This is a genomic window from Pseudoalteromonas sp. Scap25 (genome assembly GCF_013394125.1).
In the GTDB taxonomy this organism is placed as follows: domain Bacteria; phylum Pseudomonadota; class Gammaproteobacteria; order Enterobacterales; family Alteromonadaceae; genus Pseudoalteromonas.
This window is the reverse complement of sequence record NZ_CP041327.1, coordinates 873,310-896,055: the sequence shown is the minus strand read 5'-3', so window position 1 is coordinate 896,055 and position 22,746 is coordinate 873,310. Positions and strand designations below refer to the sequence as shown.

The following is a 22,746-nucleotide window of genomic DNA, read 5'->3' as shown; positions in this document are numbered from 1 at the left end:
CTATCTATATACTTATGCGAAATAAAAATCACGTTCACAACGGACACTGCTAGATTAACAAGGTAGATAAATGCTAAAACACTGTTTACTATGGCTGCTTTTAACAGCCGCCCCGTTTATGAGCCAAGCAGAGGAAGCTCAATCAACGTCGCCGACTAATGCTAAAACAGCTTATATAATCGATAATTTGTATACTTTCATGCGCTCAGGTGCCAGTAAAGACTATCGCTTACTTGGTTCAATAGATGCAGGTACACAACTCACTTTATTATCTGATGAACAAAATGGCTTTATAAAAGTTAAAGATGATAAAGATCGTGAAGGCTGGGTAGAAGCTAAATTCATTAGTGAATCAGCGGGTTTAAAACAACAATACCAAGCCCTCAATAATGAAATAAGCACTATGCAAAATAGACTTCGCCAAGCGCAAGTTGAGTTACCTGAGCTGCAAGAGCAAAACACACAGTTAACCGAACAAAACGCGCAACTATTAGCACAAATTAGTCAGTTACAAGGTGAGCTTTCTCAAGAACAACAACTAAAACAAGCAACCAGCGCTAAAGAAAAACGCCAGCTACTTACTTACGGTGGAGCCATTGCATTTTTAGGTTTGTTCTTAGGGATTATCTTAACTATCGTGTTATCACGAAGAAAACGCTATGAAGGTTGGGCATAAGCTTAACTTAATATAGCAGGCATAAAAAAAGCATCATATGATGCTTTTTTTATGCCTGCTATATTTTATCTTTAAAAAAATACCTGCGTTATATATCTAAACGAAGCCCAGGGTCTTGTTTGATTTTTTCTATTACCATGTAAGTGTGGTGTGTGCCCACTCCCGGAATATCAACCAAATCACCTAATACTTCTCTGTATTCGTCCATGTTGGAAATGCGAATTTTTAATAAATAGTCATAACCACCCGCTACCATATCACACTCAACAACCTGCTTAATTTTAAGAATGTGTTCACGAAATACTTTAAATACGGCTGTATTTGAGGTAACTAATGATACCTGCACATGGGCCAATAAGCTTTGATTAAGTTTTTCCTCACTTAATTTAGCGAAATACCCTTCAATATAGCCCTCTTGCTCTAAACGTTTAACCCTATCTAAACAGGGACTGGGGCTTAAATTCACCTGCTTTGCGAGGTTAACATTTGAAATTCTACCATTGCGCTGCAAAACGTCTAAAATTGATATATCGATACGATCAAGCAGGCGTAATCTATTCGGATTAGTCATATCAGTATTTTATATGGATAAGTTAATAATATGCCCTGTAAATTATCGTAAAACGGCGAAATTAACCAGCATATTCTGCTGGATTTTAATTAGAATGCACGCTTTACACCAACAACATTTAGCGGTAATTAACAATTATCCTAAGTCTTAACACTCCTGAGGGTTGCTTATGTTATTCAATGGCGATTTAACAACGACTTGTCCGATCAGACAGAAGATCCGTGACTTTTACCGTATTGATGAAAATGCGGTTATTGATCACATTTTACCACTTGCAGAAGTCGGTGTTAAAGCACGAAGCCGTGCATGGGAAAGAGCTCGCCAAATAGTTTTAAACATTCGTAAAGACCAAGATGGTCAAAGCGGTGTTGATGCGCTATTAAATGAATTTTCACTATCGAGTGAAGAAGGTGTGGTATTAATGTGTTTAGCCGAAGCATTGCTTCGCGTTCCTGATAAAGCAACTCAAGAAACATTAATACGTGATAAATTAGCAAATGGCGATTGGAGCTCTCACTTAGGTAGTAGTGATTCTTTATTCGTTAATGCCTCGTCTTGGGGATTACTAGTAACCGGTAAAATGGTTAACTATAACGACAAAACGAAAGAGCAGCAGTTTGGCATACTTAAAAAAACAATTGGTCGTTTAGGCGAGCCAGTTATTCGTAAGTCTGTGAACTTTGCGATGAAGATAATGGGTAAGCAATTCGTAATGGGTCGTACCATTAACGAAGCAATTGAGCGCGCGGCTGAAAAAGAGCAAAAAGGCTATGTATATTCATACGATATGCTAGGTGAAGGCGCTCGCACAATGAAAGACGCTAAGCGTTATTTCGACAGCTACATGAATGCAATTCATGCTATCGGTAAAGCGGCGAATGGTCGTGGCCCGATTAAAAGCCCGGGCATTTCTGTAAAGTTATCGGCTATTCATCCGCGTTATGAATTTACTCATAAAGAACGCGTGATGGAAGAAATCGTTCCAAAACTAAAAGAACTTGCTCTTGCCGCTAAAAAATACGACATCGGTTTTACTGTTGATGCTGAAGAAGCAGACCGTTTGGATATTTCTCTCGATGTTATTGAAGCGGTATTTAGCGATGACGACCTTGGCGATTGGCAAGGTTTTGGTTTAGCGGTTCAGGCGTATCAAAAACGCGCTATTTTTGTTATTGAATGGCTAACAGACCTAGCAACCCGTGTGGGTCGTAAAATGATGGTGCGTTTAGTAAAAGGCGCATACTGGGATACCGAAATCAAAACCACGCAACAAGATGGTTTAGACTTCTTCCCGGTATTTACCCGTAAAGCAACCACAGATGTGTCATACAAAGCATGTGCGATTAAAATGCTTGAAGCACGAGATGTGCTTTACCCGCAATTTGCAACACACAACGCCTATACTGCAGCGACTATTTTAGAAGTAGCGAAAGGTGATAACCAAGGTTTTGAATTCCAACGTCTGCACGGTATGGGTGAATCTTTATTTGACCAAATCGTTAATGAAGAAAAAATCCAGTGTCGTGTATACGCACCAGTAGGCCAGCACGAAGACCTACTTGCTTACCTTGTTCGTCGTTTACTAGAAAATGGTGCTAACTCATCTTTTGTAAATGCCATTGTAGATACCACCCAACCGGTTGAAGCATTATTACCAGATCCTGTTGAAACACTGCAAGGATTACGTAATAAGTACAACACGCAAATAAAAATGCCAATTGATTTATACGGTGAAGAACGTGCCAACTCAAAGGGTATGGATTTAACTGATATTAACGTGATAACCCCGTTTAAAGAAAATTTAGACACTTGGTTTGAAGAGCACTTAATTGAAGAAAGCCAAGTACCAGAGGGCGCGCTGGCAGTTAAAAACCCAGCAAACCATAAAGAAATTATTGGCCATGTGAAATTACAAAATAGCGATGAAATGAAAGTGTTGCTAGCCAACGCTGAAACCGCTTTTGAATCATGGTCACAAACGCCAGTAAAAGAGCGCGCTAATTTATTGCGTCGCGTTGCTGATATTTTAGAGCGTCATCATGATGAACTTGTTGCTATCTGTATCAAAGAAGCAGGTAAAGTGGCACAAGATGGTATTGATGAAGTACGCGAAGCGGTTGATTTTTGTCGTTACTACGCTGCCCGTGCTGAAGAGCTTGCTCAAGATGAGCGCTTTGAAGCTCGTGGTGTGATTTTATGTATTAGCCCATGGAACTTCCCACTCGCTATTTTCTTAGGTCAAGTTGCAGCTGCTATCGTTACGGGTAACACTGTAATTGCAAAACCTGCAGAACAGACGAGCTTAATTGCCCTACGCGCTATTGAATTAATGCTTTCTGTTGGTTTACCTGAGCACGTTGTACAGCCTGTGATTGCTCGCGGTAGCGAAGTAGGTAAAACCATTGTGCCAGATGAGCGCATTCAAGCTGTTATGTTTACAGGTTCAACTGAAACGGGCACGCTTATTTCGCAAACATTAGCTGCACGTAACGATATTCAAGTACCTTTAATTGCAGAAACTGGCGGTCAAAACTGTATGATTGTTGACTCAACTGCGCTTCCTGAGCAAGTTGTTGATGATGTTATCAGTTCTGGTTTCCAAAGTGCCGGTCAACGTTGTTCGGCATTACGCGTGCTCTTTATTCAAGAAGATGTTGCTGATGGCATTATCGATATGATCAAAGGCGCACTTGCTGAGTTACATATTGGCGACCCATCATTACTCTCTACAGACGTAGGCCCTGTAATTGATGAAAAAGCGCTGAAAACACTTAATGCTCATGTTGAATACCTAAAAGGTAATGCAACACTTCACTACGAGTGTAAAATTCCTGATAACAGCGAAAATGGCGCATTTTTCTTTGCACCACGTTTATACGAAATCAAAGACTTATCGGTATTAAAGCGTGAAGTATTTGGCCCATGTGTACATGTGATCCGCTTTAAAGCGAGTGAGCTTGATAGTGTTGTCGACCAAATTAACAACACCGGTTACGGCTTAACAATGGGTATTCATTCTCGTATTGAAGAGCGCTGTGAACACCTAGCTAAAATGTCGCGCGCAGGTAATGTTTACGTAAACCGTAATATGATTGGTGCGATTGTTGGCGTGCAACCATTTGGTGGCCGTGGACTATCGGGTACTGGCCCTAAAGCCGGTGGACCAAACTACCTACAACGCTTAATTAAAGAAAAAGCATCACCAGATAACGTACAAATGACTAACCTAACGCCAGACGAGCTTGATTTACACCACTACAGTGGCGCAAATGAGCAAGTAGAAAAGCTAATGGTTAACTCTATGCGCGATGAAAAAATTTGGCGTGCAACACCACTGAATGATCGTGTTTCTGCGGTGCGTCAGTTATTAGCGAAAGTAGCAACCGTTGAAATTATTGATGATCTTGCAGACGATTTAGCGTTAACGCTTGCCGATGCACGTGCTCAGTTAAACCGCTTAGAAAAGCACATGCGCAAATATACAACCTTACCGGGGCCAACGGGTGAGTCAAACACTCTTCACCTTGAAGCACGCGGCTGTGTAGTATGTTACGCAGATAAGAGCACCTCATTTAACTTTTGGGCACTATCGATTATTACCGCGCTTGCTGCTGGTAACACGGTAATAACGGTAGCATCTGAAATATTTTATGATGAAGCGGTTGCTTTTAGAGATAAGTTTATTGCGACTGGCGTTGCTGAAGGTGTTTTCCAAGTAGCTAAACCAAATCAATTACAAGCGATATTGGCGCATCCTCACCTAGCCGGTGCGGTAGTTGCTGCACGTTCTTCTCGCTTAGGCTACTTCAGCCAACAGCTTGCACAACGTAAAGGCGCAATACTACCAGTGATCAGCTCTGAGTATTACGACACGCTAATTAAGCGCTTAATTACTGAAAAAACAATCAGTATAGACACGACGGCATCAGGCGGTAACACCTCGTTGATGACCCTTGTTGAAGATGATGAATAGCAATTAATGCATTAATCTAAATAAAGGCATCTATTTGATGCCTTTTTTATTCCTATCTACGCATTTATTTGTTAATTTAAAAAATAATAACTGTTAATTAGAGTTCACTTTGAAAATCATTCCTACTTCACAGCTAAAGCCTGGTATGTTTGTACAAAAAGTTGTTAAACAAACTGGTAGCATTAGAATAAAAAACCAAGGCTGGGTTAAAACTCAAAGTGGAATTGATAAATTAATAAAATCAGGAATTTTAGAGGTTGAAATCGACCCTGATAAAATGCTCGAATCTGAAGCACCTGAAACACAAGCAACCTTACCTACTCAGCACGAAATCAAAAAGCGCGATCCTTGGTTAATTACCCACAGTGCTGAGCAAGAAATGAGTAAAGCTAAAAAGCTTTACGATGAAGCAAAAAACCTGCAAACCAAAGCTTTTGGCGATATAGAGTCTGGGCGTACTGTTGATGTTGCGCCTTTTAAAGAACTGGCTAGTGGGTTTATTGACTCCGTATTTAGAAATCAAGATGCTCTAGCGTGCATTACACAAATGCGCCAAAAAGATGCCTATTTGTTAGAGCACTCGATAAATGTGTCTATTTTGATGAGTATTTTTGCCAAACATCTCGGTATTGAAAAAGCAATTATTGAAGAACTTGCCACTGGCGCTCTTTTACATGATATGGGAAAAATAAAAATCCCTGATGCTATTCTCAACAAACCAGGTCGTTATACGGACGAAGAATTCAAAGTGATGCAGAATCATGCGCTCTTTAGCAAAGAGATACTAGAAGACGCAGGATTAACGGGGATTGCCGTAGATATTGCAGGTATGCATCACGAGCGTTTAGATGGTAAAGGCTATCCCTTTGGCAAACAAGGCAATGAAATAAGCCAGTACGTTCGTATGGCGTCTATTGTTGATGTTTATGATGCATTAACCGCTGAACGGGTTTATAAAGCAGGCATGGAGCCAATTAGAGCATTTAAAATTTTAAAGCAAGGCTGCCCAGATAGCTTTGATGGGGTGCTACTTAATAAGTTTATTCAGTGCATTGGTATTCACCCTGTGGGCACACTGGTAAAACTCTCAAGCCAAAAGGTGGGACTCGTTACTCAAAGCAATCCAGCAACACCATTAAAGCCAGTAGTAAAAACGTTTTTCAATGCAAAACATGGGCGTTACACTGAAGTTCAAGACGTTGATTTAGCAAATAAAAGAACGAAGGACACGCTTGAATCAGCAATAAAACCCAATGAATATAATATAGATTTAGAAGGCTTTTATAAGCACTCTATCTTTAGTTAATTGGCCACTATTGTGGCCAATCTTGCAAGGCTTTTAAGCTAAATTCATAACCATCGAAATCAAGTACGCTCTGATCTGGCGCTATTTCTAACAGCTTCAACGCACCAATAGACTCCCCTTCATATAGCTCTCTGCCATTGAGCTTTATCCAGCGTTTATCCGCAGCTGAAGAATAAATGTGCGCCTGATACTTAATACTTGGTAACATACTTTGTAAGCCATCAGGAAGTAGCTCAACAGGCTGTACTCGTGATGAAAGGCGAGAGCCTTGAGTTACTTCATAGTCGGCTGTTGTTTCTGTACTATTAACGGCTTGCGCAAACGCATTTTTCAGCGTATCGGGAACCGTATCAAGTTCATCATTTGACTCTGGCTGCGCAGGCACATTTTGATTAAGTGGTTTACCTAACACCTTATATTTACTCAACTCATCTGCAGTAAGTGTTCTTTTCGCTGATTGAGTTGGGACACTTTGCGGTTGACTGCTCGGTGATTGAAAACTAGATGAAGCGTTATTCTGCGTCGAGAAATTTTGCGTTTGCCCTTGAGACGCTTGATTAACGCTCATAGGTAAATATTGTCCTTGTGGCGTCAGCAACATTTGCTGTACACCCGTTGGGGTTTGTACATAAACCAACTGCCCTGCCAGCGGCACAGAATTGTTAGGCGCAGCTGTTACAATGGGCGCTTGAGGAGTTGTTACTGTTTGAGCAACCGTTCTTTGTACTTCCTCTGCATTTGTTGTTGGTTTTTCTACAACCCCTGACTCTTTTTGACTAAGGTCATTTTGAACAGGCTCATTTTTAACGGTTACATTTTCTTGTTGCGCCCACTTGCCGACAAAGAAGCCACTGGCCAATATACCCGTTGCCAATAAACTTCCTGCGAGTAAAAAACTAATTCGACGATAGGTCATCAACTGGCGTTGTTGTTTTAATTGTTGCGCTTGCAAGTCATATTGCTCAGCGCTCATGGTATCGTGCTTTGACTGCTTTAACGCATCTAATAAATAAGACATGAATCACCTAACTAAAAAATAAAAGACAGGCCAATTCCTGCACCAAAAAGCATTAACGCAGCAGCGCTATAAGGCCAAATCGAACCTGTTTTACTCACCTTATTATTTGTAACAATAAAGTCGATAGGTAAAGATTCACTCGCCGCTTGTTTAACAATATCACTGCCAACAATTTCTTGTTGTTTCGAAAATGCCCCTACTAATGCGCGTTCACACACCAGATTCATTAATCGTGGCACACCGCCTGTGAGCTGATGCACCATTTGCATTGCTTCCATTGAAAATATTTTCTTGTCACAACCTGCAATATGCAGCCGATGTTGAATATAAGCAATGGTTTGCCCTGGTGTTAGTGCTAACAAGTGATATCTGGCAGTAATACGCTGTGCCAGCTGCCTTAACTCATTTCGCTTTAGAAGTACCTGTAACTCAGGCTGCCCTACTAATACTATTTGTAATAACTTTTTATGATCCGTTTCAATATTGGTTAATAAGCGAAGTTGTTCTAGCACATCAGGGGCAAGCAATTGTGCTTCATCAATAATCAAAATAGTATGCCCCCCCGCTTTATTATTAAACTCAAGGTGCTTTTTAATCACATCCGTTAAACTTTTCAGGGTTGCATTTTTGGCGTCGTAAGTTATTTGTAATTCATCGCAAATACTGGCTAACAGTTCAAGTTCTGATAACGCAGGATTATGGATCATTGCTACTTGGGTATTTTCAGGCAGTCGCTCTAACATACTACGCGTTATGGTGGTTTTACCCGTACCCACTTCACCTGTTAACAGCACAAAACCACCGTCTTCACCTAACCCATAAGTAAGGTGTGCTAATGCTTCTTTGTGGCGTTCACTTAAAAATAAGTAATGGGGGTTAGGCGAAATTGAGAATGGCTTTTCTTGTAAACCAAAATAGCTTAAATACACCTTTATAGTCCTTGGTCGTTAATTCACGGCCTATAATGGCAAAAAAATAGCCTGGGTGACAACTACAACCAGGCTTTATTATTAAAATAGTGTAAATAAAAAGGCTAAACTAAATAAAAGCGCATTTTTAGATTCGCTAATACATTAATTAACTACTTCTCATAGCGTACTAGGCGTAAATATACGTTACTTGTTTTAGCATGTAAGCTATTTAAACCACTGGAAAATTGATAAACCCATGCCGAATTTATATTGCTAATACCTGAGGTGTTAGACCAATAATTTTGCGACTGCGTTGCTAAAAAAATATCCGCATTAATACTTGGATCGGTACAACGGTGATCTACTATACTGGCTAACTCTTTAATACTTGGTACTTGCCAGTCGTTATAATCTGCTGTGCTGTCATTAACTGCGCCTTTAAGTGAAGCTTGCCAATTTAGTGGCTGAGTATCACCATCGCAGCTAGTTGTTTCGCTATTATAAACTTGGCCATAATTACAGCGTTGCCACATCAGCCCTGTTTTAGTATCTGACACAGTGCCATCAATATTAATCACAAATCGGTCGGTATCATCGCTAGTCGCAACTTCTTCATAACACTGCTGCGCTGCAAGTGACTGGCTCAATCCCAAGGCTAATAACATAGAGACTTTAATTAATTTCATAATAATCACCTTAACGATTTCTAACTAAGCGCACGTAAGCGGTATTATCTTTTGGATAGGCTAAATCGTTGCCATCCATCATATCGATAGTGTAAGCCTGAGATAAACTGGCACCATCAACCGCGGTCTGTGAAGTCCAGTAGCGTAAATGCCCGACACTATTAGTCGATGGTGTATTAGGGAAAAATGCAGTATCTATCAATACATTTTGCCCTTGTTTACCGTAGTCGATTAAACCTAACAGCTCAGAATAAGTGGGTAAACGCCAATTACTGCCACCACAAAAATCAAGCGCGTTAACTTCATCTATATAGGTTTGCAATCCACAATCAGTATTATTTGGGCACGTAGTATTAGCACTACCCGTTACATCGCCACTATTGACAGTCCCTTGCCAAATATAGCGGTTTTGTCCATCACGCAGTGAGGTATTTGGTAACACACCGGAATAAGGACTTTTCACTTCCCAAACAAGGCCGGTAGTATTATCGCGAATACAGCTAAAGTTCGACGCATCATCAAGAAGCTCATCGGCAAACTCATTAAGTTTGGTGTAATCAAAAGCCAAATTCCCTTTACCCACTTTACCTAAACGATTGGCAAAACTATCACGCCCAAGATCAGCATCTTGAGCTGGAAACTCATCATTATTACAATTAATACGTTGAGTATTGTTATAACACTCACCCAGCCCAGTATCGTTTATTAACCCAAGCGCTTTAGGTGTTACATCAATAAATACAGTATCTGTGTCGGTACGCCCTTTTAAATCCATAACTTGTACTTCAAAGCTAAGAGTTGCATTTAAATCAATATCAGAGGCGAAAAAGCTAGCAGTACATGACTGCGGTTCAAGAAGAGCTTCGGTATTTCCGGTAAGTTGTTGCCACTTACATTGATAAGTCTGAGTTGCCGCTTCGCTTGCCGTCGCATCTAAAATAACCTTATCAAACTCTTCTACTGTTTGGTCTGCACCCGCATCGGCAATAATCACTTGGGCTGTTTTATTGAGAGTCATATCAAATTGTGATGCAGATACCCCGCCCTCATCATCCGTTACGGTGAGTTGCCATTTTAAGTTGGTGTTATTTTCTAATAATGGATGAGGAAAACTAAGCGTTGGATTGGTATAGCTATCAATTGTTAAATCAGGCCCAGATAATAATTGCCACAAGTAACTACTAATTTCGCCATTTTCATCGGGGTCTGTGGAAGTTAAACCACTAAGGGTTACAGTATCTTTATAAACTGAGGGTAAGTTTGCAGGAGCAACTTGAGTAACAACAGCAAGAGGAAGCTGATTATTAGAGGAAATGAAAACACTCAACTCGTCATTCACTAAACTACCATCTGGCGTTTGATAGCTTACCCTTAAGACCAATTCACTATCAGATTTTACATCCGGTGCAGTGATGGTTTGTTCAGCCCCTTCAAGCGGAAACACATCTATAATAGGACCGCTTACACGCTGCCAAGTAAAAATACCATCTGCAGGAGAGCCTTTTGCAGAAATAGTAAACTCTGATTTTTCTACAACTTGGAGATCGTTACCTGCAAATACTGACGTTTTAATATCACTGTTATCAGCACCGTCTCCCCCTCCACATGCAGCCAAAAGCAAGCATGCCATAAGTGGTATTAACGAAATTGCTTTCATACTAAGCACCTTTGTGTCTTAAAATTATCTAATAAGACTGTAAAGCAAAAAAAGTGCCATTATAAATTATAAATAGCTATCTTGATGAATACGAACAAATAACTTAGTGCCAACTTTACTGTAATCTACTTTATATTCGCGGCCATCTAAGGATTGAATAAACAACAACTGTTTCTCCTCGCTAAATACATCTGGACTTGCAATATAAACCATATCTAAGTAGCGCTCTTTTGCATCACGGCGGTTTTTTGGCAGCTCTTCTTTAAATGGTTCAAGGCCATTTGCTGTTACTTTAATTCGAGGATGTTCCTCACCATTAACAATCACTAAATCTAGTTTTCTGTCTTTGTGAATTATGGTGTTTCGACCACTTTTAATAAAAGATCTGTCTTGACTCATAGTTATTCCTAATCCCGCAGTGAGTGCTTATATTATTATTCACACTGCGACTTGATAAACTGAGAGGGATCACGCTTCCATTTATTTAAATTTGCGCAAAATTCCCAAATATCACTTTCTATTACACTGGCAGGTAACAGTAAGTCATACCCTGTTAAAAGCTGAAGATGCTTAGCCCTATTAGCAAACATCGCTATAAGCCCATTATAGTCAATTCCTTTTTTTGACCTAAATTTATTATCTTCAACTAACCATTCTGATGGGCAATGCCCATTTTTGCAATTTTTTTGAACAACTTGCATAAATAAGTGCCGCTGTTCTATTAGTAATTTACCCGCAATTCTTGGTGCTAAAGCAGCTAAAAATGTATCTATATCATTTAACTTAATACCAATCGCGTTCAGCTCAAGATGATCAATACCGTTATCAACTTTAGGAATACCGCAATGGTGGAGATTTTCTTGGTGTAAATCCCATTGCCCGTACTTATGCTGATATGTTAATTGCTGCTCAGTTAAAATAATACTATAAAAAGGTTCTTGTGTTTTAAAAAATCCAATTAAAATTGCTGCAATACATAAACTTACTAAAAAAAATTCAATAATACTGATTTCACCTGGACGCAATAAATTAAATAGCATGATGAAGATTAAACCAATGCTACCTACGACCAGTATTTCAATCCCATTTTTAGCGCCTTGCGCTCGGTATTTAAGTGTGTGTTTTTTTATATTAGCCATACTGAAAAAACGCCATATAAAATATAAACATAATAATAGCCCACAATACTAACTTTCTCAGTGTTAAACAGCGTTTGCATGATGTTTTGAAGTTCATCAATTAACTCCTATTATTACTGTTAAATATGCGCAATGACTAAGTATCAGTTATTTTTACGCCTAACGCACAAATTAATGAGATACATAACCGCCTTTTTTTGTCCTGATTTCGTACAATACTTATAATCTATTTTCAGGTATGAAAACAATGCACTCTAAACAATCCGGCAAAGCCCTATTTCCATTTATTATTTCGGTACTAATAATTTTTAGCGTTTATTTATATTTGCCCGCATCACAGGGCGAGCAAGCTGATTACTCGGCAATGACAACACAAGTCTCTGCGCACACTGTCGAGTCGCAAGAAAATGCCATTATGATTGAAGCCATTGGCAGTGCCCGTGCTAATCAGGCTATTTACATTAAAAGCGCACAAAACGATTATGTCACCAGCATTTACTTTGAAGACGGCGACTTGGTCAGCAAAGGACAAAAATTAGTGCAACTGCAAAACCAACAAGAACAATTTGCAGTAAAAGAACTTAGCATTAATTTACAAGAAGAAAAACGCCAATTAGCTAGGCTTACCGAACTTTCTCGCTCACAAGCGACTGCCAAGTCGTTACTTGAAGAACAGCTAGCCCGTGTTGATGCCAGCGAAGCTCAACTTGAAAGTGCCAAAACTAAACTCAATGAAATGGCTATTACCGCGCCTTTTTCTGGGTTACTGGGTAAACGCGAAATATCGGTAGGCGCTTATATTAGTAACAGCACGATAATTACAACCTTAGATGATATCAGTATCATAAAAGTTGATTTTAAAGTGCCTGAAAAGTATTTAGCTCAACTGAAAAACGGAATGACTGTTCGCACTCAAAACGATGCTTACCCTGATCAAACATTCACCGGTAAAGTAACCCATATAAGCTCACGTATTGATTCAATCACTCGCAGTGTAGAAGTAACAGCCAGTTTTGCTAATAAATCGGGTTTACTTCGCCCTGGTATGCTACTTAAAACTGCACTAGAGCTAAGCAGCAATCAAGCGCTAATGGTGCCTGAAAAAGCAATTATTCCTCTGCAAGATAAACATTATGTTTTTCAAATTGAAGATGGCATAGCTAATCGCATAGAGGTACATGTTGCAAGTAGAAACAATGGCTGGGTTGCAATAGACAAGGGGTTAAAGAACGGCCAGCAGATTGTTACCGAGGGAATAATCAAAATCCGCTCTGGTAGCAAAGTAAGCGTTAAGGGGTAACACGTGAAAATTACCGATACTAGCGTCAAACGCCCCGTTTTTGCGATTGTTATTAACTTACTGTTACTCACTTTTGGCTTAGTTGCTTTTAGTATGCTGCCTTTGCGTGAGTATCCAGATATTGAAACACCGATTGTAAATATTAGTACTGAATATACCGGTGCATCTGCTGAAATTATTGAAACAAAAATAACCCAAGTTATCGAGAACCGTATTTCGGGGATTGAGGGTATTAAAAGTATTAACTCATCGAGTCGTAATGGCCGCTCAAACATTACCATTGAGTTTAATATTAACCGCGATATAGACGATGCCTCTAACGATGTACGAGAACGTGTTGCACGGGCATTAGACAGCCTACCAGAGCAAGTACGCCCTCCTGAAGTATCAAAATCAAATAGTGACGAAAGCCCTATCGCGTGGTTTGTACTTAACAGTGAAACCATGGATTCATTGCAACTTTCTGATTATGCACAGCGTTTTATTGTCGACCGTTTAGCCGTTGTTGATGGTGTATCAAATGTGCGTATTGGGGGAGAGCGAAAGTATGCCATGAAAGTATGGCTTAACCGCCAAGCGATGGCAGCTCGTGGCATTACCTCTAGTGATATAGAGCAAACACTACGCAGTGAAAATGTAGAGCTTCCGGCGGGTGAAATTGAATCGGTAGACCGTGATTTTACTGTGCGCACTGCACGCAGCTATAAAAACCAACGTGATTTTCAAAACCTTGTCATTAAGCGAGGCGAAGATGGTTATTTAGTACGTCTAGGCGAAGTGGCTGACGTAAAATTAGAAGCCGCCGATGATGAAAGCTTATTTCGCGGAAATGGCCGTAATATGATTGGTATGGGTATTGTTAAACAAGCCAAAGCAAATACTCTTACAGTAGTTGATAATGCCCGCAGTGAACTGGAAAAGATTAAGCGTAACCTACCAGAAGGCACCACTATCGAAGACAGTTACGACTCTTCAGTATTTATCAAAGAATCAATTAATGAGGTTTATAAAACTTTAGCAATTTCTATGGGCTTAGTAGTGCTTATTATCTTTATATTTTTAGGTAATATTCGCGCCACACTTATTCCTGCGGTCACCGTACCGGTCGCCTTAGTCGGTAGTTTTATGTTTTTATTAGCAATGGGTTATTCAATTAACTTATTAACTCTACTGGCACTAGTATTAGCAATAGGCTTAGTGGTAGATGATGCCATTGTAATGCTAGAGAATATTCACCGCCGCATAGAACTTGGTGAGCCGCCTTTATTGGCAGCTTATCGCGGCGCCCGTGAGGTAGGCTTTGCAATTATAGCCACCACCCTAGTACTGATCTCTGTGTTTGTACCATTGGTGTTTATGGAAGGACGAATAGGCGCACTATTTACAGAATTTGCAATGGCGGTGAGTGCAGCCGTGTTCTTCTCCAGTATTACTGCATTAACACTCTCTCCGGCATTGTGTTCAAAGGTTTTAAAGGCCTCTGAAAAAGAAAGTAAATTTAGCCAAGCAATGGATCGCTTTTTTACTAAATTAGAAAATGGATACCGTAACGCTTTAGCGTCAAACATGACCCGCAAATGGGGCTTAATGCTGAGCTTAGTTTTAGCTGGGTTTGTTAGTTATTCATTATTTTTACAAATACCGTCTGAACTTACCCCTAAAGAAGACCGTGGTACCTTTTTTGTACTTATGAATGGCCCTGAAGGGGCTAGCTATGAGAATAATGCCGCTAATATGGCAAAGATAGAAGAACGCTTAATGCCTTACTCTGAATCTGGCGAACTAAGCCGAGTTTTAGTGCGAGTTCCAGGTTGGGGTGGCAGTGGTGGTGTAGCCATTGTTGGTATGGCGGATTGGGATAAACGCAAACGCTCAACCTGGGAAGTCATGGATGAAATAAGCGGTAAAATGCAAGAAGTCACCGATGTACGTGCTTTTGCAATTATGCGCCGTGGTATTGGCGGTGGTGGTTCATCGCGACCGATAGAGTTTGTTTTACAAGGTAATGATTATGCTCAGCTAGCTGATTGGCGCGATAGAATTATTAAACGTGCAGAGAAAAACCCTGGGTTAGTGCGCATTGATCATGATTATAAAGAAACCTTCCCACAATTTTTAGTCAGTATTGATAAAAATAAAGCCGCTGATTTAGGCGTATCAGTCTCAGATGTGGGACGTACACTTGAAACCATGCTTGGCCAACGCCGTGTAACCACTTTTATTGACCGCGGTGAAGAGTACGATGTAATTTTAAAGGGAACTAAAGAAGACTTTGCAAACCCTACTGATATTTCAAATATTTACCTTAAATCTCGCAGCAATGAATTGGTGCCACTCGACAGCCTTATAAGCTTGAAAGAAGAAGCCACCGCCTCGCGTTTAAATCGCTATAACCGTATGCGTGCAATTACTCTAAGTGCCAACTTAGCTGATGGCTATACGCTAGAACAAGCACTAAACTTTTTAAACAATGTTGCCGCAGAAGAAAATGACATTGATGGCGCCATTGATTACAAAGGTGAGTCACAATTGTTTTATGAAGGTGCCTCAGCTATGACCTACGTGTTTGTGCTGGCATTGACCGTGACCTTTTTAGTGCTCGCTGCTCAGTTTGAAAGCTTTATGCATCCGCTTGTTATTATGCTCACCGTTCCACTTGGGCTAATGGGTGCTATGTTTGGCCTATGGAGTATGGGCTTAACACTTAATATATACAGCCAAATTGGTATTGTGATGCTCATCGGGTTAAGCGCTAAAAACGGTATTCTGATTGTTGAATTTACCAATCAGTTACGTGATAAAGGGTTGGAATTTAGTGAAGCTATTTTACAAGCCGCTACCCAGCGTTTACGTCCTATTATAATGACCTCCCTAACCACAGTTATGAGCGCGGTACCTTTGGTACTCGCCTCAGGGCCTGGCTCGGAAAGTAGAATGGTAATTGGTGTAGTGGTATTTACCGGCGTAACGGTTGCCACCATACTGACTCTGTTTGTGGTGCCAGCTGCCTATTACGCACTAGCGCGAAATACACAATCACCAGAGTTTTTACAGCAAAAGCTAGATAAACAAGCAGCTGAAAAACCACTTAAAGAGATCTAAGTCACTCTGAGCGTCGTAATTAGCTGTTACGGCGCTATTTTGGTGCATATAACCATATAATTGAGGAAGTACTTATGAGTTCGACCACACAGGTAGCAACACTCGGCGGCGGCTGTTTTTGGTGTATTGATGCGGCATTTAGGCGTGTTAAAGGTGTACTCAGTGTTTGTTCTGGTTACACGGGCGGGCACACTGATAACCCAACCTACAAAGCTATTTGCACAGGCAATAGCGGGCATGCAGAAGTGATTAAGGTTGAATTTGATTCTAGTGTGATAAGCTTTGAAACCTTACTCGCAATGTTTTTTACCTTGCATGATGCCACCCAGTTAAATCGCCAAGGTAACGATATAGGTACTCAATACCGCAGCGTTGTGTATTACCATGATCAGCAACAACAATTGCAAACACAGGCCGTTATTGCAGAGCTGCAAACTCATGTTAGCGAACCTATAGTAACCGAGGTAAGCCCAGCAACCACTTTTTACCCTGCTGAAAGTTTTCACCAAGACTACTACAATGAAAACCCAGAACAAGGCTACTGTAGTATTTTAATTGCACCTAAATTGCACAAGTTTGAAACCGAATTTAGCGAGTTTTTAACGGAATAACACATTAAAAAGCCCGATTTAAATTCGGGCATTTATTATATGTGCTAATTCAGTAATTAAAACTCATAGCTTATACCAGCAAACAAGCGACGTTCTGGTGTATTATAGTAATACGCTTGAGCTGTTGTAGAACTTAGATGTGAATCAACGGCGTTGTACTGTTTATCGAACAGGTTTTCTACGCGAAGCGATACTTCAATATTTTGATTAACTTGATAATTACCCGCTAAATTCCATAGTGTGTAAGAGCCTAAGTGGGTTTGTGCACCTTGACGATCGCTGCGATACTGCATATCGATACGCGCATCAAAGTTACCAAACTGTTTTTTAAGCTCCCAATTAAATGTACGCTTAGCAACATTACGCAACTCTGCGCCTGTTTCTTTGTTCTGCGCACTTAAATATGCAAAATTAAGGTGACTATCAAAACCAAAAACCTGCTGAGAAAGACTAAATTCAACCCCTTCAAAGCGAGCCTCGTCAATATTAGCTAATGCAAAGTTTGCATCATAATCAATTTTATCCTCAATGTCGTTTCTAAAAATAGCGACATCAACTTGCGCAATATCAAAGTCTACATTTAAGCCAAGCTCACGGTTAACGGACTTTTCTGGTTGTAAATTAGGGTTACCAAAATCAGGGTAATATAAATCGTTAAAGGTAGGCGCTTTAAACCCTGTGCTCTGGCTTAAACGGAATGTTGCATTACTCGATAAATGATATCCCGCTGCCGCGGTATACGTTGTTTCATCACCAAACTGTTCATCATCATCTTGGCGAACAGTTAGATTAGCAAGCACCTTATCTGTACCGTAATAGGCACCTACAAATACTGCAAGCACGTCACGACTATCTTCAATAAATACTTGAGAGCTGCGCGACACATCGTCTTTATACCAGTTAATACCGCCACTAATATTTAAAGTATCATCTAAACGATATTGGCCATTGTAATCAATTTGAGTACGCTGAGTTATAAACGTACTTGTGACTGGCAGACCAGTGGAAAAATTAACATAAGTGTTATCTGAGTCATCAGTTACAAGTGCAATATCAACACCGTGAGACTGATTTTTATAGTTTTTATTCCAACCAGCAGACAATTGATAATTTTCAAAGTCATTGCGTTCAATCGTGCTATCGGCAGGACTAAAGCGACTATCGTAATCAGCAAAGCCTTCGCTGTATTGACCTAATAACTTAAAATCACCGTACTGTGCATCATTATAATTTACTTTAAAACCGAGGTTTTTGTTCTCATAACCATCTTCATCTGGCGCTACACCTTGCAATACATCAAAACCATCTGTTTTTTCAAAACCTGCATTAAATGCACTCCTCATATCGCTTGACTTTACAGAGCCTGCCATTTGATAATCTTGGTAAGCGTCTGAACCAAATGTTGCACTAACAGAAAGGTTATCTGACTCACGCGTAATAATGTTAATAACACCAGCAAGTGCATCAGAGCCATAGACAGCGGCACGTGACCCTTTAATTATTTCAATGCGTTCAATACTATTTAAAGGCACGTTACTCAATGCTTTTTGGCCAAGCGTTGCAGAACCGGTACGAACACCATCAATCAAAATTAACGTATCACCAGAGCCTGTACCACGCAAGGACACACCAGCGTTTTGACCAAAGCCGCCATTTGAGTTTATTTGAAAGCCTACCTGAGTACTTAGAAGTGTGGGTAAATCTCGGTAATTACCTTGCTCAATATCTATGCGTTCAATAACATTAACACTGGCAAGTACATTATTGATTGATTGTTCAAATTTATTTGCAGTAACGGTTATTCTTTCAATGGTTTGTTCTGCAGATGCAGAAAAAGACAGCGCAGCCGAAATAGCCACACCCAATGCAGTTTTATTTATCATGATGTTCCCTATCTCTGCCCACCGCAAAGATGTTAGTAAGTAAGATTACATCAAGGCCGGTCTCCGGACTCAGTTACCATAATAAAATACAGCATAACTTTACCGTTGCGGGGGCAGTGTTGGGATTGACTTCATCAATGAAAACGCACCAACTTCCCGATTATCCTACTAAAAAAATCACACCTTTGAAGTGTTTAGCAAGCACCTTGAAAATAGGCTGCTATTGTTATCTGTTTACTTAAAAATGTCAACGGACGTCTAAACATCTACAATTTGATTTTTGGGGTTCGGGGTTCGGGGCTCGGGCTCGGGGCTCAGGGCTCGGGGCTCGCTCGGGGCTCAGGGCTCGGGGCTCGGGGCTCGGGGCTCGGTAATTATCATAGATTCAAAAATAAAAAAGCCAAACAATATAGCGTGTTTGGCTAAATACATGTTGCTTTGAACTAAGCGCCTATAGTGCCTAGCTCGAAACAATAAATTAATCGCGGAAGTTTTTAAACTGAAATGGCTGACCTAAATCGGCAGTGCGTACAACTTGCATAGCAGCTTGTAAGTCATCACGCTTTTTACCCGTTACGCGTACTTCTTCGCCTTGAATAGCCGCTTGCACTTTTACTTTAGAATCTTTAATGGCTTTTACTACTTTTTTAGCCATATCTTTTTCGATACCCTGCTTTAGTGCAACGTTACGAAAAACATTTTTGCCTGCGCGAGAAATCTCTTGAAGTTCTAAGCTCGCAACGTCCATTCCACGCTTAGAAACTTTCCCAGCTAAAATATCAAACAACTGCATAACCTGAGCATCTGCTTCAGCTTTTAATTTAATTGTTTTATCGTTTAATTCAATTGAGGCATCGACCCCTCTAAAATCAAATCGTGTTTCTAATTCACGATTGGCGTTATCAACCGCGTTTTGTGCTTCGTTCATTTCTACTTCAGATACAATATCAAATGAAGGCATGATGTTCTCCTAACTAGCTAATCTTAATTTTATGCGGCAATTATAACGTTAAAATGATAAATCTTTACATTTTTCTGCATCTTGTTCAGGTGCGATACTAATTTAGTTTGATATACTGAGGCTTCTTTTTTATACGATTTTAGGATTTTTTGTGACGAGGCGTGTTTACCAAGCTATTTTTTTAATTAGTATTGTCGCATTTACCTTCTTATTTGCTAAAGAGGTAAAAGGGGCTGCAAACTTATTTCCGCATGTAGATAAAGTGGCGCATTTTGGTATTTTCTTTTTACTTGCCATTATAATGGATAAAGCCTTTAAACTGCCGTTATATGCACAAATATTGCTGTTAGCCGGCTATGGTGCCGCAATAGAAATTATGCAAGATAGCCTTCCTTACAGACAAGCATCACTGGCCGATTTTGTTGCCGACTTTATTGGTGCGGCGAGCTACTTTTTAGCTAAAGCCCTATTAACACTACGTAAAAAGAAGCGTTATGGCTAACATACTTGTTGTTGGTGATGGTGCTATTGGCTTGTTATTTAGCTATTTCTTAGCGAAACATCACACTGTTAATATTCTTACTAAAAAAGGCACCCTTAACACTCGCTTTTATAGCCGTGGTGATGCCCCTTCAGAAAAAATTAACGCTACTTTCATCTCACAACAGCAATTAGCTCAAGCTCCTGAATTTGAAATTGTTTTATTCACTGTTAAAGCGTTTGCAGTGCAACAAGCCTATGCCCAAGTAAAGCCTTATCTTGGTAATAATACCCATATTGTACTGAGTCATAATGGCATGGGTAATGTTGAACAATTAAATGCACAGTTAACAAAGCAGCAGTCGTTGTACTTTTTAACCACTAGCATGGCTGGGTTCAAATCAAACCCTAATATTGTGCAGCATACCGGAAACGGGCAAAGTGTATTAGGGGGCTGTAGTCAACTAGCTATGCAAAATATTAAACAGCTTAGTGCGCAATTACACACTATTCCGCAATTAATTGTCAGTAATAATATTGAGCAACTGCGGTTTGAAAAGCTACTGGTTAATATTGCCATAAATCCATTAACCGCTCTGTACAATATAAAAAACGGCCAGTTGCGTGCGCCACAGTTTAATAGCTCAATTATTAATTTATTAACTGAAGCGTGCCACACTGCGACCGCGCTTAAACTTAATATTAAGCTTATTGATGCCCTCGAGCGCGCCTATAAGGTGATGAGTTTAACCGCAGAGAATTACTCATCTATGCATCAAGACGTTTTGCATAATAGGCAAACTGAGATCATGGCAATTTGTGGCTATATAAGTGAGCAAGGAAAACTGCACCATATTGCAACACCTTATAATGACGCCTTACTTGCTGAAATTTTGGCAAAAAAAAGCGCGGAATAAATCCGCGCATCTAATATATTAAGCCATCAAGGACGATATACTTTTACGGTGTTAAAGCCTTCTTCGTGAAGAATAAGCGCTTGTAATTGGCTCATTACTCCTTTTTGGCAATATAAGTAATAGTCTTTACCTTTAGGTAAATCACCAAACTTAGTTGCTAAGCGGAAAAACGGTAAGTGGATAACTTCAATACCTTCAATTTCCAGCGGCGAAGCATCTTCTTCTTCAGGTGAGCGAATATCAACAACAACCGCTCCCTCTGGTAACTCTGTAACTGATTCTGCCTCTTTAAGCTCTTGCTTAGCCTCAACATCAATATCGCGCACATCCATAACACGGGCGTTATCAATAACGGTATCTAATACGTCAAAATCAAACTTCTCTTCTTCTGCTTTAATTACTTCAATTTTGGCTTTAACCGTCGGCTTTTTAGAGATCACACCACAGTATTCAGGCATCGTTTCTGCCATTTCTGCAGTGCCTATTTGGCGCGCTATATTGATGATCTCTTGCTTATCATGTTGAATAAGAGGACGTAAAATCAGCGTTTCGGTTACACGGTCAATAACACTTAAGTTAGCTAAGGTTTGGCTAGACACCTGACCTATACTTTCACCCGTTACCAAAGCTTGAATATTTAGTTTTTCAGCAACGGCACTACCCGCTCGCATCATCATACGTTTAAGCACAACACCCATTTGGCTGTTCTCAACGTTTTCTAAAATTTCAGCAACAACCGGTTCAAAATCAACGGTAATAAACTTAACTTTATGCGTAGAGCTGTATTGCTTCCATAGGTAGTAGCTCGCTTGCTTAACCCCAATTTCATGGGCAGCGCCACCTAAGTTAAAGAATAAAAAGTGTGTACGAGCGCCTTTACGGATCATCTGATAACTGGCAACGCCAGAATCAAATCCACCAGACATAAGCGATAATACATCGTCTTGTGTTGGCAGTGGAAAGCCCGCCATTCCTAAATGGGTTTGCGTCACTATGTAGGCTTTTTCGTCTTTAATTTCTAAACGAATCGTTACCTCAGGGCGGCTTAGCTTTACTCGGGCTCCTTCAACATGTTGATTAAGCCCGCCACCAACGTAGCGCTCTAATTCAGTTGAAGTAAAATCATGTTGACCTATGCGCTTAGCACGTACACAAAAGGTTTTACCAATAATAGTGTGGCCAACTAACGCAATGGTTTTTTGATAGATGTCATCAAGGGTTTTAAAGTCTGTTTCGGTCACTTCAATAAACTGTACGATGCCAGGAATGCGCTGCAAGCTATCAATAAAATCAAGGCGAGTTTGAGCATCATCTAGTTTTGTAACAACTGAAATATTATCCCAGTTATTACGTACTTGTACTTTTTCGTCAACACGACGCAATACAATTTTAATGTTATTTTCTAACACTTTGGTAAAGCGTTTACGGACTGAACGGCTTTTGATGGCTATTTCAGGGTGAAGTTTGACGATAAATTTAAGCATAGTTCAACTCTTAGACTGCGGGAATTCGCGCACCCAGGCATTGGGCGCGGCGGATTATAGCAAAAAATTTA

At 40.1% G+C, this 22,746-nt stretch carries 18 protein-coding genes and 1 riboswitch; of the genes, 8 read left to right on the top strand and 10 right to left on the bottom strand.

Features of this window, described 5'->3' with window-relative positions; all coding sequences use genetic code 11:
* Positions 1–70 precede the first annotated feature (70 nt).
* Entirely contained in the window at positions 71–676 is a 606-nt protein-coding gene (locus FLM54_RS04090) for a TIGR04211 family SH3 domain-containing protein (RefSeq protein ID WP_138605653.1), read from the top strand.
* An 88-nt stretch (positions 677–764) separates the two neighbouring features.
* Here FLM54_RS04090 and FLM54_RS04085 read toward each other — a convergent pair whose 3' ends face one another.
* Positions 765–1,247: a winged helix-turn-helix transcriptional regulator gene (locus FLM54_RS04085; RefSeq protein WP_178955339.1), complete on the bottom strand. Its 483-nt coding sequence runs from the start codon at positions 1,245–1,247 to the stop codon at positions 765–767.
* A 169-nt stretch (positions 1,248–1,416) separates the two neighbouring features.
* Between FLM54_RS04085 and putA the strand changes: the two genes are divergently transcribed.
* Together putA and FLM54_RS04075 are read left to right on the top strand one after the other, a co-directional pair.
* Complete coding sequence (gene putA / locus FLM54_RS04080) at positions 1,417–5,220, top strand: bifunctional proline dehydrogenase/L-glutamate gamma-semialdehyde dehydrogenase PutA (RefSeq protein ID WP_138605655.1); 3,804 nt, start codon at positions 1,417–1,419, stop codon at positions 5,218–5,220.
* 109 nt (positions 5,221–5,329) lie between these two features.
* Positions 5,330–6,526, top strand: coding sequence for an HD-GYP domain-containing protein (locus tag FLM54_RS04075; RefSeq protein WP_178955337.1), 1,197 nt, complete (start codon positions 5,330–5,332; stop codon positions 6,524–6,526).
* A gap of 7 nt (positions 6,527–6,533) precedes the next feature.
* Here FLM54_RS04075 and FLM54_RS04070 read toward each other — a convergent pair whose 3' ends face one another.
* The 6 genes from FLM54_RS04070 to FLM54_RS04045 form a co-directional block, all read right to left on the bottom strand.
* Positions 6,534–7,544 (bottom strand): general secretion pathway protein GspB, encoded by a 1,011-nt coding sequence (locus tag FLM54_RS04070; protein WP_178955335.1) that lies wholly within the window; start codon positions 7,542–7,544, stop codon positions 6,534–6,536.
* An 11-nt stretch (positions 7,545–7,555) separates the two neighbouring features.
* Positions 7,556–8,473 (bottom strand): ExeA family protein, encoded by a 918-nt coding sequence (locus tag FLM54_RS04065; protein WP_058154289.1) that lies wholly within the window; start codon positions 8,471–8,473, stop codon positions 7,556–7,558.
* A gap of 152 nt (positions 8,474–8,625) precedes the next feature.
* Positions 8,626–9,141, bottom strand: coding sequence for a DUF1566 domain-containing protein (locus tag FLM54_RS04060; protein ID WP_178955333.1), 516 nt, complete (start codon positions 9,139–9,141; stop codon positions 8,626–8,628).
* Between the two features lie 10 nt (positions 9,142–9,151).
* Positions 9,152–10,798 (bottom strand): DUF1566 domain-containing protein, encoded by a 1,647-nt coding sequence (locus FLM54_RS04055; RefSeq protein ID WP_178955331.1) that lies wholly within the window; start codon positions 10,796–10,798, stop codon positions 9,152–9,154.
* A 66-nt stretch (positions 10,799–10,864) separates the two neighbouring features.
* Positions 10,865–11,197, bottom strand: a complete 333-nt coding sequence (locus tag FLM54_RS04050) for a hypothetical protein (protein WP_010391054.1) — start codon at positions 11,195–11,197, stop codon at positions 10,865–10,867.
* 35 nt (positions 11,198–11,232) lie between these two features.
* Positions 11,233–11,937 (bottom strand): DUF2982 domain-containing protein, encoded by a 705-nt coding sequence (locus tag FLM54_RS04045; protein ID WP_178955329.1) that lies wholly within the window; start codon positions 11,935–11,937, stop codon positions 11,233–11,235.
* 247 nt (positions 11,938–12,184) lie between these two features.
* On the opposite strand from FLM54_RS04045, the gene FLM54_RS04040 reads away from it, so the two are divergent.
* The 3 genes from FLM54_RS04040 to msrA all read left to right on the top strand — a co-directional run bounded on the left by FLM54_RS04040 (position 12,185) and on the right by msrA (position 16,950).
* Positions 12,185–13,237 (top strand): efflux RND transporter periplasmic adaptor subunit, encoded by a 1,053-nt coding sequence (locus FLM54_RS04040; RefSeq protein ID WP_138571138.1) that lies wholly within the window; start codon positions 12,185–12,187, stop codon positions 13,235–13,237.
* A gap of 3 nt (positions 13,238–13,240) precedes the next feature.
* Positions 13,241–16,339, top strand: coding sequence for an efflux RND transporter permease subunit (locus tag FLM54_RS04035; RefSeq protein WP_010391050.1), 3,099 nt, complete (start codon positions 13,241–13,243; stop codon positions 16,337–16,339).
* Between the two features lie 74 nt (positions 16,340–16,413).
* Positions 16,414–16,950, top strand: a complete 537-nt coding sequence (gene msrA, locus FLM54_RS04030) for a peptide-methionine (S)-S-oxide reductase MsrA (RefSeq protein WP_138605671.1) — start codon at positions 16,414–16,416, stop codon at positions 16,948–16,950.
* Positions 16,951–17,006: 56 nt separating this feature from the next.
* On the opposite strand, the gene FLM54_RS04025 is transcribed toward msrA, so the two are convergent.
* Positions 17,007–18,833 (bottom strand): TonB-dependent receptor domain-containing protein, encoded by a 1,827-nt coding sequence (locus tag FLM54_RS04025; RefSeq protein WP_178955327.1) that lies wholly within the window; start codon positions 18,831–18,833, stop codon positions 17,007–17,009.
* 36 nt (positions 18,834–18,869) lie between these two features.
* Positions 18,870–19,035, bottom strand: a riboswitch (cobalamin riboswitch).
* A gap of 276 nt (positions 19,036–19,311) precedes the next feature.
* Positions 19,312–19,794, bottom strand: a complete 483-nt coding sequence (locus FLM54_RS04020; RefSeq protein WP_008113183.1) for a YajQ family cyclic di-GMP-binding protein — start codon at positions 19,792–19,794, stop codon at positions 19,312–19,314.
* 151 nt (positions 19,795–19,945) lie between these two features.
* On the opposite strand from FLM54_RS04020, the gene FLM54_RS04015 reads away from it, so the two are divergent.
* Together FLM54_RS04015 and FLM54_RS04010 are read left to right on the top strand one after the other, a co-directional pair.
* Positions 19,946–20,296 (top strand): VanZ family protein, encoded by a 351-nt coding sequence (locus tag FLM54_RS04015; protein WP_008113182.1) that lies wholly within the window; start codon positions 19,946–19,948, stop codon positions 20,294–20,296.
* On the top strand, positions 20,289–21,191 hold the full coding sequence (locus FLM54_RS04010) for a ketopantoate reductase family protein (RefSeq protein ID WP_178955325.1): 903 nt from the start codon (positions 20,289–20,291) through the stop codon (positions 21,189–21,191). The genes FLM54_RS04015 and FLM54_RS04010 overlap by 8 nt, the downstream gene beginning before the upstream one ends.
* 26 nt (positions 21,192–21,217) lie before the next feature.
* Here the strand turns inward: FLM54_RS04010 and thiI are convergent, their stop codons facing one another.
* Entirely contained in the window at positions 21,218–22,675 is a 1,458-nt protein-coding gene (gene thiI / locus FLM54_RS04005) for a tRNA uracil 4-sulfurtransferase ThiI (RefSeq protein ID WP_178955323.1), read from the bottom strand.
* Positions 22,676–22,746 lie beyond the last annotated feature (71 nt).

Bases quoted from the DNA above. Each gene is read 5' to 3' on its own strand.
- FLM54_RS04090 (WP_138605653.1), top strand. From the start codon at position 71: ATGCTAAAACACTGTTTACTATGGCTGCTTTTAACAGCCGCCCCGTTT.
- FLM54_RS04085 (WP_178955339.1), bottom strand. From the start codon at position 1,247: ATGACTAATCCGAATAGATTACGCCTGCTTGATCGTATCGATATATCA.
- putA (WP_138605655.1), top strand. From the start codon at position 1,417: ATGTTATTCAATGGCGATTTAACAACGACTTGTCCGATCAGACAGAAG.
- FLM54_RS04070 (WP_178955335.1), bottom strand. From the start codon at position 7,544: ATGTCTTATTTATTAGATGCGTTAAAGCAGTCAAAGCACGATACCATG.
- FLM54_RS04060 (WP_178955333.1), bottom strand. From the start codon at position 9,141: ATGAAATTAATTAAAGTCTCTATGTTATTAGCCTTGGGATTGAGCCAG.
- FLM54_RS04055 (WP_178955331.1), bottom strand. From the start codon at position 10,798: ATGAAAGCAATTTCGTTAATACCACTTATGGCATGCTTGCTTTTGGCT.
- FLM54_RS04050 (WP_010391054.1), bottom strand. From the start codon at position 11,197: ATGAGTCAAGACAGATCTTTTATTAAAAGTGGTCGAAACACCATAATT.
- FLM54_RS04045 (WP_178955329.1), bottom strand. From the start codon at position 11,937: ATGGCTAATATAAAAAAACACACACTTAAATACCGAGCGCAAGGCGCT.
- FLM54_RS04040 (WP_138571138.1), top strand. From the start codon at position 12,185: ATGCACTCTAAACAATCCGGCAAAGCCCTATTTCCATTTATTATTTCG.
- msrA (WP_138605671.1), top strand. From the start codon at position 16,414: ATGAGTTCGACCACACAGGTAGCAACACTCGGCGGCGGCTGTTTTTGG.
- FLM54_RS04025 (WP_178955327.1), bottom strand. From the start codon at position 18,833: ATGATAAATAAAACTGCATTGGGTGTGGCTATTTCGGCTGCGCTGTCT.
- FLM54_RS04020 (WP_008113183.1), bottom strand. From the start codon at position 19,794: ATGCCTTCATTTGATATTGTATCTGAAGTAGAAATGAACGAAGCACAA.
- FLM54_RS04010 (WP_178955325.1), top strand. From the start codon at position 20,289: ATGGCTAACATACTTGTTGTTGGTGATGGTGCTATTGGCTTGTTATTT.
- thiI (WP_178955323.1), bottom strand. From the start codon at position 22,675: ATGCTTAAATTTATCGTCAAACTTCACCCTGAAATAGCCATCAAAAGC.